Origin of the sequence: Microbacterium sp. che218, assembly GCF_040436305.1 — a bacterium.
GTDB classification, from domain to species: Bacteria; Actinomycetota; Actinomycetes; order Actinomycetales; family Microbacteriaceae; genus Microbacterium; species Microbacterium algihabitans.
In genome coordinates this window covers 3078107-3092909 of the sequence record NZ_AP031501.1, presented here as the reverse complement: position 1 = coordinate 3092909, position 14803 = coordinate 3078107, and the positions used below count along the sequence as shown (strand labels likewise).

Sequence of the window (14803 nt, the reverse complement as noted above, 5' to 3'; positions counted from 1 at the left end):
CGTTTCGTTGTCAGGTCGTGCGGCGACGGCGGGCGCTGGCGGGCGCCTCGCGTCCCAGGGTCTCACCGCGGAAGAAGCCGGGGCTCTTCACGCGCTGGGCGATCATGAGGACGATCCCCACCACGATGATGACCACCGTGATGACGAAGACCAGGCCCACTCCCCCGATCTCGGAGCCCGAGCCGTAGTCGGGGCTCGCGCTGTCGATCAGCGTGGTGACGAAGAGCACCGCGAGGATCACTCCGCCCACGAGCGGGGCGAGCAGGGTCAGCAGCACGTTGCGCACCGAGTCGAACCACTGCTTGCGGAAGTACCAGACGCACGCGAAGGCCGTGAGGCCGTAGTAGAAGCAGATCATCGCGCCGAGGGCCGTGATGGTGTCGGTGAGCACGTTCTCGCTGAGCACGCGCATGACGGCGTAGAACACGGATGCCACGATGGCCGACACGATGGTGGCGTAGCCGGGCGTGAAGAAGCGCGGGCTGACCTTCGCGAACTTCGCCGGCAGCGCGTCGTAGTGCGCCATCGCGAGGAGAGTGCGGGCGGGGCCGACGAAGGTCGCCTGCAGCGATGACGCGGAGCTGGTGAGCACGGCGAGCGAGACGAGGAAGGCGAGGGGGCCGAGGATTGGTCCCGAGAGGTGGAAGAAGACGTTCTCCTGGATGTCTTCGTTACCCAGTCCCAGTTCGCCCGTGCCGTTGCCGGCGAACATCAGCAGCGCGACGGCGATGAACAGGTACAGCGCGACGATCAGGAACACCGTGACGGTGGCCGCGCGACCGGGGGTCTTGTCGGGATCCTTCGTCTCCTCGTTCATCGTGAGGATGACGTCCCACCCCCAGAAGATGAAGATCGACAGCGAGAGCCCGGCGGCGAACGCACTGAACGAGTCGACCTCGAACGGGTTGAACCACGACAGCTGCACGGGGCTCGCGTCGAAGGCGTTGCCGTTCGTCATCTCGACGACCGCGGCCCCGGCGAACACCAGAAGCACGAGGATCTGGAAGCCGACGAGGCCATACTGCAGACGCTGGGTGGTCTGCAGGTCGCGGTACGACACGATCGTGGCCAGCAGCATGAACAGCAGGCACACGGCGATGTTGATCGGCACGACCCGCGTGAGCTCGGCGATCTCGGCGTTGCCGCTGATCTGCGCGATGAGCAGGAACAGGAAGTCCACCGCGATGCCGGCGAGGTTCGACAGCACGATCACGGTCGCAGCGATCAGACCCCATCCGGCCATCCAGCCGATCCAGGGCCCGAAGGCGCGGGTCGCCCACGTGAACGAGGTCCCGGCATCCGGCATCCGCGAATTCAGTTCGCGATAGCCGAGGGCCACCAGCAGCATCGGGATGAACCCGACGAGGATGATCGCGGGCACCTGGAACCCGACGGCCGAGACCGTCGGACCGAGGGCCCCGGTGAGCGTGTAAGCGGGGGCGATGGTCGAGATGCCGATGACGACGGCGCCGATCATGCCGATCGAGCCGACCCGGAGCCCCTTGTTGGAGATGCCGGTGGTGACGGCGCTGTCGGGTGCGGGGCTCGCCTCGTTGCGAGATGTGGTCATGAGGAGGTCTCCGAGGTGCGGGGCACCACGATCATGGGAACGGGCAGGGCGCGGAGGATCCGCCCTGCGGTGGAGCCGAGGAACAGCCGGCGCGGCTGGGCGAGCCGGCTGGACCCCACGAGGGCGACTTCGCCCGGCATCCAGTCGATGCGCGACACGGCGTCTTCGATATCGGAGCCCGCGCCGACGACGGCCTCGGCCTCGATCTCGGCCGGGAGGGCCGTACGGACCGACTCGAGCACGCTCTCGGCGTGCGCCTGACCGGTCAGCCGGGTCAGCGACGCGTCGACGCGCCCCGGCAGGTCGACCCCCGCGAGCGAGAGGAGTCGCAGCGGAGCGTTCGCCCGACGGGAGACGGATGCCGCGGTGTCGAGCAGCACGTCGGCTCCGGGGCGGGTGCCGATCGCGGCGGTGATGCGCGGGAGCCCCACGGCGGGATCGACGTCGCGCGCACCCTCGGGCGCCAGGGCGACGGGGACGGGAGCGGAATGCACGAGCTCTTCGGCCGTCGTGCCAAGGCGGTGCCGGCCGCGCGGCCCTCCCCCGCCGGTGCCGACGACGATCACGGCCGCCCCGAACTCCTCCGCCGCCGAGACCAGGCCGTCGGAGACGGACGACGCGAAACGCACGTGCCCCCGGATGCCGGGATACGGCGCCAGCGCCTCGCGCAGCCAGCCGCGCGCGGTGTCCTGCACGAGACGCTCGTAACCGGCATCCGTCGGGATCGAGACGTTGTTCTCGGCCGAGGGCAGCACGACCACGACGTGGACGGAGGTGTCGAGCGCGGCACCCAGCCGCGCCCCGAGGGCGAGGGCGTCGGTGCCCGCGTCGGTCGCCGTGTAGCCGACGACGACGCGGTCGCCGCTCATCCGCGCGTCCGCTCGAGGATCTCGTCGGCGGCGCGATGCCCCTGACGGATCGCTCCGTCGACGTGCTGGTAGCCCGCGCCGGCCATGTCGCTGCAGGCGAGGTGGATCGCGCCGACGGGCTCGCGCAGGTCGGCGCCGTAGCGGTGCAGACCGCCCATGTCGAAGCTCGCGGCGTAGGCGCCGCGCGTCCACTCCTCGGTGCCCCAGTCGCTCTCGTAGTAGACGACGGGGTTCTTCGCCTCGGGGCCGTAGTAGTGCGACAGCGACTCGAGGATGCGCTCGCGGCGCTCCTCGGCGCTGAGACGGAAGACGTCGTCGGCGTTCTGGTCGGACACGAAGCCGACCAGGGTGCCGCGCTCGTCGCCGTGGTTGGTGTTGTCGTAGGCCTCGTGCACGAGCTCGTAGGGGCTGAACGCGGTGCCCGACAGGCCCTTGTCACGCCAGAACGGCGTTTCGTAGACGGCGTGCACCTTGATGACGAAGCCCATCGAGATGTGCTGGTGCATCTGGTGCTGCACGCGCGGCAGCGGAGGCTCGAACGAGATGCGCGAGTAGAGCACGGGCGCGAGCGCCAGCACGGCGAAGCGGGCACGCACCGTGACGCCGTCGGCGATCACCGTGACCCCGTCGGTCGAGGACTTCGCCGCATCGACGCGGGCGGTCAGCGCGCGCAGGTCGGCGACGCGCTGCCCCGTGGCCGCGTCGGCGGGGGTCGCGGGGGTCGCCGATGCGGCACCCCAGACGATGCGGCGCACGGGCTGGTTGAGGATCACGTCGTCGCCGAGGCGCTCGGCGAGCAGTTCGGGAACCTGCTGGAGGCCGCCGGCGACGCGCTTGTCGAGGATGAAGTCGGCGTCGACGAGGTTCGAGTACGAGCCGGCGGAGGCCGCCATGAGCAGCGACTGCAACAGCGAGAAGGTGTGCGTGGGCTTGGTGAGCATCGCCGAACCGGTCGCGAAGGCCAGGTTGCGCACGGCCTCGTCGTCGTCGGTCTGCTCGCGCAGCCACGCGTCCCACGAGATCTTGTCCCACTCGGCGGCGTTCGGGTGCTCCCACGGCTTGTCGGGGTCGATCTCGGCGACCATCCGATCGAGACGGGCGGTGATGTCGTCGATCACCTTCTCGGTCTCGGGCGCGACGGGGAACATCTCGCCCGTGAAACGCTTGGCGTCGCCGTCGGGACCGACGTAGACGCTGTCGCCCTCGCGGTAGCGGCTGTAGGTCTCGAGCCCCAGGTCGGCGACGGTGTCGATGAGCGCCGTCTGGTCGGGCGAGACCCACTGGCCGCCGAGCTCGAGCATCGCGCCGTCGACCACGTCGGTCCACAGGCGCCCGCCGACGCGGTCGCGCGCCTCGAGCACGACGACCGACAGTCCGGCCGTGCGCAGGTCGTTGGCGGCGGTCAGGCCGGCGGCGCCGGCTCCGATGACGACCACGTCTCGGGTGATCTCGTCCATGAAAGCGTCCTTAGGTTTGTCGTTCGAAGTCGAAGAGTGTGGCCCCGACGGCGGCGGGCTCTCGGGTCTTCCGCCGCCGTCGGGACGCCTGTCAGCTGCGCGCGAGGGCCGCGGCGACGACGTCGAGGCCCTCGGTGAGCAGGTCGTCGCCGATCGACAGCGGGGGCAGGAACCGGATGACGTTGCCGTACGTACCGCAGGTGAGCACGATCACGCCTTCGGCGATCGCCGCCTTGGCGACGGCCGAGGTGAGGGCGGCGTCGGGGGCGCCGGTGGCGGGGTCGACGAACTCGGCGGCGATCATCGCGCCGTGGCCGCGGACGTCGCCGATGCGCGGGTCGCTCTGCTGCATCTCGCGGAGGCGGCCGAGCAGCAGCTCGCCGATCTCGCGGGCGCGCTCGACGAACCCCTCGTTCTCGAAGGCGTCGATCGAGGCCAGCGCGGCGGCGCAGGCGACGGGGTTTCCGCCGTAGGTGCCGCCGAGGCCGCCGGTGTGGGTGGCGTCCATGATCTCGGCGCGGCCCGTGACCGCCGCCAGCGGCAGACCGCCGGCGATGCCCTTGGCCGTGGTGACGAGGTCGGGGACGATGCCGAAGTGCTCGCTGGCGAACATCGCGCCGGTGCGGGCGAAGCCCGACTGCACCTCGTCGGCGATGAAGACGACGCCGTTGTCGCGGCACCAGTCGACGATCGCGTTGAGGAAGCCGTCGGCGGGCACGATGAACCCGCCCTCGCCCTGGATGGGCTCGATGATGACCGCGGCGAGGTTCTCGGCGCCGACCTGCTTCTCGATCAGCGAGATGGCCTTGGCCGCGGCATCCGGTCCCGAGAGCCCGTCACGGAACGGGTACGACAGCGGAGCGCGGTAGACCTCGGCGGCGAAGGGGCCGAAGCCGCTCTTGTACGGCATGTTCTTCGCCGTCAGCGCCATCGTGAGGTTGGTGCGGCCGTGGTACGCGTGGTCGAACGCGACGACCGCCTGACGACCGGTGAACTTGCGGGCGATCTTGACGGCGTTCTCGACCGCCTCGGCGCCCGAGTTGAACAACGCGCTCTTCTTCGCGTGATCGCCGGGGGTGAGGCGGTTCAGCGCCTCGGCGACGGAGACGTACGAGTCGTACGGCGAGATCATGAAGCACGTGTGGGTGAACGCGGCCACCTGGTCCTGCACGGCCTTCACGACCGCGGGGTGGGCGTTGCCGACGCTGGTGACGGCGATGCCCGAGCCGAGGTCGATGAGCGAGTTGCCGTCGGCGTCGACGACGACTCCCCCTCCGGCCGCGACGGCCTGGATCGGCACGGTGTGGCCGACTCCGGATGCCACGGCGGCGGCCTTGCGCTCGAGGAGCTCCTGCGAGCGCGGGCCGGGGATGGCGGTGACGAGGCGGCGCTCCTGCGGAAGGGTCGGACCGCCGACGAGGGGAAGGGTGTCGAGGCTCATGGCGGCGATGCTACGGACGCCGCCGCACGGCCCGCACTCTCCTGCCTGTACAGTCGCATGCGCCCTCATATACGTCTCGTACAGGAGTATCCATGGCCGACAGCGCCGTCGCCCCGCCGAGCCTGCGCGCCCTACTCGCCCGCGCCGACCTGCACCTGCGCCTGGTCGTCGACGAAGCCGAGCTGCCCGCCGGTAGCATCGACCGGGCCGTGCGGTGGGTGCACTCCAGCGACCTCGCCGATCCGACGCCGTTCCTCAGCGAGGGACTCGTGCTGCTGACCACGGGCACCCAGTTCGCCGACGCCGCCCCGGCCGATTACGACTCCTACGTCGGGCGCCTGCTCGCGCGGGGGGTGCGCGGCCTGGGCTTCGGCACCGAGGTCGTGCGCGAGGGCATTCCGGCGGGACTGTCGGCGGCGTGCCTGGCCGGCGGGATGCCGCTGTTCGAGGTGCCTTACCGCACCCCCTTCATCGCGGTGGCCCGCGCCGGCGCCGAGGCCATCGCCGCCGAGTCGTACGCGCGGCGCAGCTGGTCGCTGTCGGCCCAGCGCGCGGTCTCGCTCGCGGCCCTCCGCCCCGACGGCCTGTCGGCGACCCTCGCCGAACTCTCGCGGCAGCTGGACTGCTGGGTCGGACTGTTCGACGCGGCCGGCACCCTGAGCACCGAGCACCCTCCGGGTCGACTCGCCTCCCCCGCCCTCGACGTCGTCGCCGCCGAGGTCACGACGATGCTCCGCCGAGGAACGCGCGCCGCGTCGACCGTGCGCCCGGGCGACACCTCGGTGAGCCTGCAGACCCTGGGCCGCGGCGGGCACCTGCGCGGAGTTCTCGCGCTCGCGGCCGACGACCTCGACCACGAGGCGCGCAGCGTCGTGACCGCCGTGGTCGCGATGGCCGCCCTCGCCCTCGAGCAGCAGGACGGACTCGGTCGGGCCATCGGCACCTTCCGCGCCGGGCTCGTGCAGTCGCTCGCGACCGACGATCCCGCGCTGGCCCGGCGCGCGGGCCGCGACCTGTTCGGCCCGCTGCCGACCGCGCCGGTCGTGGTGGCGCTGACGCCCGCGGCATCCGCCCGCTCCACCGCCCTCGCCGAGTGGCTCGAGCTGCGTGCTCAGGAGCGCCGCGGCGAGGTGTTCTTCGGACGCGGCGACGACGGACTCGTCATCGTCGTGCCCGCCGGCGCGCGCGACACGCTGGCCGAGGTCGCCGACCGGTTCGAGATCGTCGTCGGGTGCTCGGCGCCCACCGGCTACGACGCCTTCTCGGCCGCCCTGACCCAGGCCCGCACCGCACGCGACCGGCTGGCCACGCCCGGGGTCGCCGACTTCGCCGACACCGCACGCGCGGGACTTCTCGCCGCCCTCGGCTCCGAGGCCGCACGCACCGTCGCCGCGGGCGCACTGGTTCCGCTGCGCAGCTACGACGAGACGCAGGGGTCCGCGCTGCTCGAGACGCTGGACGCCTGGCTCGCCCACGACTGCTCGCACGAGGCGACCGCTCAAGCCCTCGGCATCCACCGTCACACCGTGCGCGCCCGCGTCGCCCAGGCCGAGCGCGTGCTCGATCGCGACCTGTCATCGTTCGGCGCGCGCGCCGAGCTGTGGGCGGCACTGCGGCTCGCGGAGTAGGCCGGGCCGCGGGCGCCGTCGCGCGGACGTGACGCCCGACTCGCGCTGCCGCGGGCGCCGTCACGCGGACGTGACGCCCGACACGCCGGATGCCGGTGCCCCCGGCCCGGCGCGTCGCCCGCCGGATCCGCACGACGGCGCGGCCCCCGCGCCCGCTCAGCAGCCGCAGCTGCGGCGCACTACGACCCTGGCCTCGAAGACGATGTCGAACGCGCCACCGGACGGAGCGGCACCCGCGGTTCCGGCGAGGATGCGGGCCGCCGCGCGCCCCATCGCCTCCATCGGCTGACGCACGGTGGTCAGGGCCGGAGTCGTCAGGCGCGAGCCGAGGGTGCCGTCGAAGCCGGTGACCACCACGTCGTCGGGCACGCGCAAGCCCTCGGCCTCGAGGGCGTCGAGCAAGGCGAACGCGTGCTGATCCGACGCGCAGACGAAGGCCTGCGGCATCCGCCCCGCCGCGATCAGCGCGCGCACCTGCGGCACGAGGTCGTCGGTGCCGCGGACGGTGGCATCCACGACGCCCGGGCGAGACCGGATGCCGCGATCCCGCAGTTCCGCGAGCATCGCGTCGTGACGCTCGACCACGTCGGCCGCCTCGGGCCGCCCCACGAACGCGAGATCGGTCGCGGCGTGGTCGTCGATCAGATGCGACACGAGGGCGCGCATGCCGCCGGCGTTGTCGACGCGCACACGATGATGCGCGTCATCGGCGGGAGCCGTGCTGAACAGCACGATGGGGATCGACGGCGAGTGCCGGGCGAGCGTCGGCGCGGTCTGCGGCGACGGGAAGATCGCCAGCCCGTCGACGCGCCCCACGGTGTCAGCGACCGACACATCGGTGTCGGAACCGCTGCTGAGCATCACGGGGCGCCCGAGCGCCCAGCACTCGAGCTCGAAGCCGCGCTGCACCTCGTCGACGTACAGGGGGAAGGCTCGCGGGTCGCTCAGCACCTCGTCGTCGGTGTCCTCCCAGCCGATGGGCGACCCGGTGTCGAGCCGCGGCGACTTCAAGCCGCTGAGGGGCCGTGCGAGCGGATCGGGGCGCTCCAGCAACAGGTCGAAGGCGTGCAGGCCGAGGATTCCCGTGCGACCGCGCGCGAGGCCGCGGGCGGCCGCACTGGGGGCGTACCCCAGACGTCGCGCGGCATCGAGCACACGTTCGCGCGTCGCGTCGCTGAGCTTGTCGGGTCGGCGGAACGCGAACGACACCGACGCGATCGAGACGTTCGCCTCTTGCGCGACGTCGTACACGGTCGGTCGACGCGTCGTCTGTCCCTCCGCCATCGGCCGCTTTACCCCCTCTGCCCCGCAGTCACCAGCGCGTCCGAGAGCTCCAGCCCATGGTGCACGGGGAAGACGGGATCGCCGGTGTCCGACGGTACATCCTCGCGGGAGGAACGCACGGCATCCATCGATCGGGGGATCTCGATGGGCAGGCGACCGCGCGGAAGCACGCGACCGGTGAGCGCGTCGAGCACGGCGCGCGCGGAGCTGCCGTAGTCGGCCACGATCGCCGCAGCGTGCCCCACGAACGGGGTGAGGATCGCCGGGCGGTCGAGGTTGACGACGATGACGAGCGGGCAGGATGCCGCGATCTGGTTCAGGCGGTAGACCAGGCCCGGCGCGAACTCGAGCGAGCCCTGGTGGAACCACGCCTCGAGGAACAGGTCGTCGCGCGGGTCGAACGGCGCTCCGATGCGCACGATCGCCAGATCGGCCTGCGACGGGTCGGCGACGACCTCGCCCAGCTCCGAGACGTCCTCGGCCCGGAACCCCTCGGCGTACACGGCACCGACCGAGCGCAGAGGAAGAACGGGGCGACCGTCGCGCTCCTCGTTGACGAGCACGGTCAGCGAGCGCGCCTGCGCCTCCTCTCCGAGGACGCGGAACTCCGGGTTGCCGACGATACGCTCGGCGGCGTCGACGTCGACGTAGGGGTCGTCGAAGAGGCCGAGCTCGAACTTCACGCGCAGCAGGCGACGCACCGATTCGTCGATGCGCTGCTCGGACACCCGGCCCGCGCGGACGAGCTCGAGGAGCATCTCGACGCACTCCTCCCCTCCGAACTGGTCGGAGCCGGCATCGAGGATCTTCTCCATGCGCTCGACGGCGGTGAGGTGCTCGACGCCCCAGGCGCGGGCGGGCAGCACCTGGTCGCCCACGTGATTGTCGTTGACGAGCTCCCAGTCGGTGACGACGACCCCGTCGTAGCCGAGCTGCTCGCGCAGCAGACCCGTCACGATCTGCCGGTTGTAGCCGAAGCCGACCTCTTCGATCGCTTCGCCGTCGACCTCGAGGCCGATCGGCATGCCGTAGTACGGCATCATCGCGGCGGTGCCGCGGCGGATCGCCTCGCGGAACGGCTCGAGGTGGTAGTCGAACATCCCGCCCGGGTACACCTGCTCGCGGCCGTAGGGGAAGTGCGCGTCCTCACCGCCTTGCTGCGGCCCTCCGCCGGGGAAGTGCTTGGTCGTGCAGGCGACGCTGTCGGGGCCCAGCTTCTCGCCCTGGAACCCCCGCAGATACGCCGCGGTGAACTCCGTCACGCGCGCGGCATCCTGCCCCAGGGTCTGCGCCTGCCGCCCCCACCGGGGTTCGGTGGCCAGATCGATCTGCGGGTGCAGGGCCGCCCGGATCCCCACGGCCACGTACTCCCGGCGCGCCACCTCGGCGAACCGGCGCACCGTCTCGACGTCGTCGAGGGCCGCGAGTCCGAGCCCCTCCGGCCACTGCGAGAAGGGACCCGCCGAGAACGCGACACCCGTGTTCTCGACGAAGGCGTGCCGCGGGTCGGTGCTGATGGTGACCGGGATGCCGTGCGGCGTGGACTCGGCCAGCGCTTGCAGGTTGTTGTTCCAGGTCGCCGCCTGACGGGCCGTACGGATCGCGTGCACGTTGAAGTGGTTCATGTGCTTGTGCACGACCACCGTGGTCGTGGGCGACTTCGAGATCTTGCCCGGCGCCTCGAGCACCTCGCCGTCGTCGCCGACCTCAATGACGGTCTGGAACATCAGACCGACCTTCTCTTCGAGGCTGAGACGCCCCAAGAGATCTTCGGTGCGCTCGTCGGCGCTCCGGCGCGGGTCTTCATAGGGGTCCATCACGCCGTTGCCGTTCAGGTCGCGGAAGCGCGTCCCGTCGGGAGCGGTCGAGAAGCGGGGGGAGGTCATGGGGTCCTTTCGAGGGCTCGGGTCTCGTGCGGGGCGCGTGGCCGTCGCGTCACTTGAGACCGGTCGAGGCGATGCCCTGGATGAAGTAGCGCTGCAGGAAGACGAACAGCAGGATGATTGGCGCGATCACCAGCACCGACCCCGCCAGCAGCAGGCCGTAGTCCGTCGCGTTCTGGCCCGTCGAATACAGCGACAGCGCCACGGGGAGGGTGTACTTCGCCTCGGTCTGAGCCGCCACGAGCGGCCAGAGGAAGTTGTTCCACGACGCGAGGAAGGTCAGGATGCCGAGCGTCGCCAGCGGCGGGCCGCAGAGGGGCATCACGATGCGGGCGAAGATGCGCAGCTCCCCCGCTCCGTCGATGCGCGCGGCCTCGAGCAGCGGGTCGGGGATGCCGAGCATGAACTGCCGCATGAGGAAGACCCCTAGCGGAGTCGTCACGAACGGCAGGATCAGCGCCGCGTAGCTGTCGACGAGACCGAGCGACGACACCATCACGAACAGCGGTACGAAGGTGACCACGCCGGGCACCATCAGCGTCACCATCACGACGATGAACAGCGCCTTCTTGCCCGGGAAGTCCATCTTCGCGAGCGCGTAGCCGACCATCGAGCAGAAGACGAGATTGCCCGCCACCGTCAGCACCGCGACGAGGAAGCTGTTGCCGAAGAACTGCCCGAAGTTCAGTTGCCCGAACCAGGCGGCGAAGTTCTCCCAGGTGAACTGCTGAGGCCACCAGGTCGGCGGGCGCTGCAGGATCTCGCGCTGGGTCTTCACCGAGCCCAGCAGCATCCACGCGAACGGCAGCACCCAGACGAGCAGGCCGACCACCAGGACGACGGAGGTGAGCAGACGACCGGGGGTCATCCGGTCGGCCGGACGACGTCGACGACGGGGCGCCTCGGTCGTCTCGACGACGGCGGCCGGAGCCGCGGGAGTGGTGAGGGTCATGACGGCTCCTGACGTCAGTCCTGCGAGCGCAGCAGGCGGAACTGCACGAGGCTGAGCAGCGCGATGGCCAGGAACAGCAGGTAGCTGGCCGCGGAGGCCGTGCCGTACTGCCCGAAGCCGAACTGCTTGAACGTGTAATAGGCCACCGAGAGGGTGGAGTTGAGCGGACCGCCCTGGGTCATCACGAAGGCCTCCTCGAAGAACTGCAGGAAGCCGACCGAGATGAGCACCGCGCCCAGCAGCAGAGTGGGACGCAGCAACGGGAGGGTGACCGAGGTCAGTCGCCGCCACGACGAGGCGCCGTCCATGAGAGCGGCCTCCTTGACGTCGGTGGGGATGGCCTGGAGCCCGGCGAGGAAGATCACCATCAGCGTGCCGACGTTGCGCCACACCGCCATCGCGATGAGCGACGGCAAGGCCGTCGAGGTGTCGTTGAGCCAATCGGGACCCTGGATGCCGATGATCGCCAGGGCCGAGTTGAGGAGCCCCTCGGGCTGCAGGATGTAGCGCCAGACGACGGCGACGGCGACGATGCTCGTCACGACGGGGGCGTAGAAGCCGACACGGAGCACCGAGACGATCCGGCCCTTGCTGGCGTTCAGTGCGAGCGCGAGAGCCAGGGCGAGCGCCATCGTCACCGGGATGCCGACGATCACGAACGTCGCCGTCACCCCGAGGGAGGTGAGGAAGACGGGGTCGCTGAGGACGCCGGCGTACTGCTCGAGCCCGACGAAGTTCACCGCGAAGGGCGAACGGATGTCCCGCGAACGGAAGTCGGTGAACGACATGGCGAAGGAGCCGACGATCGGCACCACCATGAACACCGCGAAGACCGCGACGAACGGCAGCGCGAAGCCCCACGCGACCCATCCCTGGCGCCGGCGGCGGTTCGACACCCCGCCGGCGCGGGCGCGACCGGGGGCCGGAGCCCGCCCGGTCGCACCCACGACTGCCTGCGTCATGATCTCAGCCCAGACCCAACTGGTCGGCGGTGGCCTGGAGTTCCTTCAGACCATCGGCCGGGGACTGCTGACCGAGACGGATCTTCTCGAGCATGGCGTCACCGGCGGCGGCCACCTGCACCCAGGTCGTCGTCGCGGGCACCGACTTGGCCGTCTCGAGCTGCGTGCCGAAGGCGGCGAGGGTCGACGACGACGCCAGCGCATCGTCCTTCCACGCATCCTGCACGGCGGGCAGGTCTCCGGTCGCGGCGTACCACGACGCCTGCGTCTCGGGCTCGGTCAGCCACTGCACGAGCTTCCACGCACTGGCCGCATTGTCGGAATTGTCGAAGACCGCGAGGTTCGCGCCGCCGCTGAACGAGGTCGACGACTCCTTCGTGGGCAGGACCGCGGTGGTGAACTTGTCGCTGAAGCCCTCGCCCCCCAGTTCTTCGAGCTGTCCGATCAGGAAGGGTCCGTCGATGAGCATCGGGGTCGAGCCCGCCACGAAGTCCGCCTCCTGCGCGCCGGCCGAGCGATCGGCCGCGGGGTTCGCGACGCCGTCGGTGTAGAACGACTGGTAGTACTCGTAGGCCTCGACGGCCTCCGGGGTGTCCAAGGTCCACTCCGACCCGCTCTCGAGCGCGACGCCGTTCGACCACGGCATCCAGAGGTTGCCCTGGAACGAGTCGTTGCCGGCCGGGAGCCGCATGCCGTATTGCGCGCCGCCCTTGGACTGCATGTCGGCGGCCATCTGCTTCAGCTCGTCCCACGTGGTGGGGGCCTGGTTCCACCCGGCCTGGGCGGCGATATCGGTGCGGTAGTACAGCACGCGGGTGTCGACGTACCAGGGAACGCCGGTCGCGCGGTCGTCGATCATGGTCGAGTCGAGCGCACCGGGGAAGATGCCGTCGGTCGACAGGTCGGTCGGAACGGTCTGGAGCGCGTCGCCGAAGTCGGCCATCCACGTCGAGCCGACCATCGCGAGGTCGGGGGTGTTGCCGCCGGCGATCGCCGTCTGGAACTTGCTGTACGCGGCATCCCACGGCACGGGGGTGACGTCGACGGTCACACCGGGGTTGGCTTCTTCGAATTGCTTCACGAACTCGGGCAGGGCCTCGCCCTCGGCACCCATCGCCCACATCGTGAGGGTGCCCTCGGCCTTCGCGTCGCCGATCGTCGAGGCCTCTGCGGCACCGGAACCGGTGTCGGAGGCGCGTCCGCAGCCTGTCAAGGCGATCGCGGCGACCGCGACGACGGCGACGGCGCTCCATCGGGTGATCTTCATCGTGTTCCTCCTCGAACCTGGGCGACCGTCGTCGGTCGCCTCCTGCACGTCGTGGCCAGTTTATGCGCATAACCTCGATAACCGCAAGGCACGGGTCGCGCGGCCGTGGACACCCGGCCGCGGGTGCGGAGATCCCTTCGAGTGTGCCGTCCTGCGGATGCGAGCCTCGACGCGCCGTGTGCCCGCTCCTCCCGATCGGCGTGTCCCTCACGGCATCCGCAGGACGGCGAGGCGCGGCGGCGACCGGGCGACCCGGCCGCGGCAGCCGGCGAACCCGACCGCGGCATCGCCCGCCGGCGACCCGGCCGACGCGGGCGCGCCGTCCTGCGGACGAAAACCCCGACGCGCCGGATCGCGTGATCTTCGGACGGCGTGTCTCCGCCGCGGTCCGCACGACGGCATGACCTGACCACATCGCAACCGAACGAGCCGCGTAGGTGCGGCTGATCCACAGGACAAGATCCTCGGAGTTCGTCCACAGACAGCGGCATCCGCCCCGCGCGCTCGCGCCGCCCCGCGACACGGTGGCCGTATGTGTTCCGCTGACAGCCGTATCCGTCGGCGTCTCGACCTCTACCGGGATGGATGGTCGCGCGCCCGAGTGGACCGCGCGGTGGTGACCGGGACTCTGGTGCGCCTCCGGCGGGGGATCTACGCGGATGCCGACACCTGCGCGCCCCGTCGGGTGGCGGCGCAGCACGGAGGGGCACTCGCCTGCGTGACGGCGGCGCGGCACCTCGGTCTCTGGGCGCTCGCCCCTGCCGACGACCAGCACGTCGGACTGACCCGCGACGGTCACGGACTCGCCCACACGGCGTGCGCGTGCGTCGAGCACTGGGATCAGGACCGAACCGACCGGTTCGCAATACCCGGCGTCATCCGCATCCTGCGCCAGATCCTGCTGTGCCGCGGCATCGAGGAATTCTTCGTCGCCGTCGAATCCGCGTTGCACCTGCGGGCGATTGCGTCGACCGATATCCCCCGGCTCGCCTCAGGCCTGTCGGCTGACGCGCGAGGGGCCTTGCAATTCGTACGTGACGACGCAGAAAGCGGGCTCGAGTCGCTTCTGCGTTGGCGGCTCCGTCATCTGAACCTCGACGTGCGCACACAGGTGTCGGTCTACTCGGTGGGCAGAGTCGATCTCCTCATCGCAGACGCCCTCATCATCGAGGTGGACGGGGTCGAGAACCACGGCGGAGCCGACCACCGCCACAAGGATCTGCGTCGCGACGCGCGAGCCGCAGCGTGGGGATTCGTCACCCTCCGTTTCGACTACGCCCTCGTGGTTCACGACTGGCCGACCGTCGAGGCCGCCATCCTCGGCCTCCTGGCGAGAGGCCTCCACCGGCGCTGAGGCCTCCACCCCACCCGTCGCTCGCGCAGGTCGCCGTCATCCGTTCCACCGTCCTGCGGACCACACCCCCGACACGCCGTTCGACGGCCCCGGCCACTCGGCGTGCCCCGCCTCGAATCCGCACGACGGCGGACCA

General features: G+C 70.8%; 11 protein-coding genes. 2 read left to right on the top strand and 9 right to left on the bottom strand.

Translation table 11 applies throughout. From position 1 onward, the window contains the following. Positions 1 to 10: 10 nt before the first annotated feature. The 4 genes from ABXS86_RS14540 to gabT form a co-directional block, all read right to left on the bottom strand. Entirely contained in the window at positions 11 to 1570 is a 1560-nt protein-coding gene (locus ABXS86_RS14540; RefSeq protein WP_353664941.1) for an APC family permease, read from the bottom strand. Beyond that, positions 1567 to 2439 carry a universal stress protein gene (locus tag ABXS86_RS14535; protein ID WP_353664940.1) on the bottom strand — a complete coding sequence of 291 codons (873 nt, stop codon included), beginning with the start codon at positions 2437 to 2439 and terminating at the stop codon, positions 1567 to 1569. The genes ABXS86_RS14540 and ABXS86_RS14535 overlap by 4 nt, the downstream gene beginning before the upstream one ends. Next, a complete protein-coding gene (locus tag ABXS86_RS14530) occupies positions 2436 to 3896 on the bottom strand; it encodes a flavin monoamine oxidase family protein (RefSeq protein WP_353664939.1) in 1461 nt (486 codons plus the stop codon). Before ABXS86_RS14530 ends, ABXS86_RS14535 begins: the two co-directional genes overlap by 4 nt. Before the next feature lie 91 nt (positions 3897 to 3987). Further along, entirely contained in the window at positions 3988 to 5337 is a 1350-nt protein-coding gene (gene gabT / locus ABXS86_RS14525; RefSeq protein WP_353664938.1) for a 4-aminobutyrate--2-oxoglutarate transaminase, read from the bottom strand. A gap of 92 nt (positions 5338 to 5429) precedes the next feature. Between gabT and ABXS86_RS14520 the strand changes: the two genes are divergently transcribed. Next, positions 5430 to 6965 carry a PucR family transcriptional regulator gene (locus ABXS86_RS14520; protein ID WP_353664937.1) on the top strand — a complete coding sequence of 512 codons (1536 nt, stop codon included), beginning with the start codon at positions 5430 to 5432 and terminating at the stop codon, positions 6963 to 6965. Positions 6966 to 7121: 156 nt separating this feature from the next. On the opposite strand, the gene ABXS86_RS14515 is transcribed toward ABXS86_RS14520, so the two are convergent. The 5 genes from ABXS86_RS14515 to ABXS86_RS14495 are packed head-to-tail and all read right to left on the bottom strand — an operon-like array spanning position 7122 to position 13313. Then, positions 7122 to 8249, bottom strand: coding sequence for a LacI family DNA-binding transcriptional regulator (locus ABXS86_RS14515; RefSeq protein ID WP_353664936.1), 1128 nt, complete (start codon positions 8247 to 8249; stop codon positions 7122 to 7124). 8 nt (positions 8250 to 8257) lie between these two features. Further along, positions 8258 to 10135 (bottom strand): glycoside hydrolase family 3 protein, encoded by a 1878-nt coding sequence (locus tag ABXS86_RS14510; protein WP_353664935.1) that lies wholly within the window; start codon positions 10133 to 10135, stop codon positions 8258 to 8260. 49 nt (positions 10136 to 10184) lie between these two features. Continuing rightward, on the bottom strand, positions 10185 to 11084 hold the full coding sequence (locus ABXS86_RS14505; RefSeq protein WP_186325492.1) for a carbohydrate ABC transporter permease: 900 nt from the start codon (positions 11082 to 11084) through the stop codon (positions 10185 to 10187). A gap of 14 nt (positions 11085 to 11098) precedes the next feature. Continuing rightward, positions 11099 to 12046, bottom strand: a complete 948-nt coding sequence (locus ABXS86_RS14500; RefSeq protein WP_230705087.1) for a carbohydrate ABC transporter permease — start codon at positions 12044 to 12046, stop codon at positions 11099 to 11101. Positions 12047 to 12050: 4 nt separating this feature from the next. Beyond that, a complete protein-coding gene (locus ABXS86_RS14495; RefSeq protein WP_353664934.1) occupies positions 12051 to 13313 on the bottom strand; it encodes an extracellular solute-binding protein in 1263 nt (420 codons plus the stop codon). 613 nt (positions 13314 to 13926) lie between these two features. Here ABXS86_RS14495 and ABXS86_RS14490 point away from each other — a divergent pair. Further along, positions 13927 to 14667, top strand: coding sequence for an endonuclease domain-containing protein (locus tag ABXS86_RS14490; RefSeq protein WP_353664933.1), 741 nt, complete (start codon positions 13927 to 13929; stop codon positions 14665 to 14667). Positions 14668 to 14803: the final 136 nt, after the last annotated feature.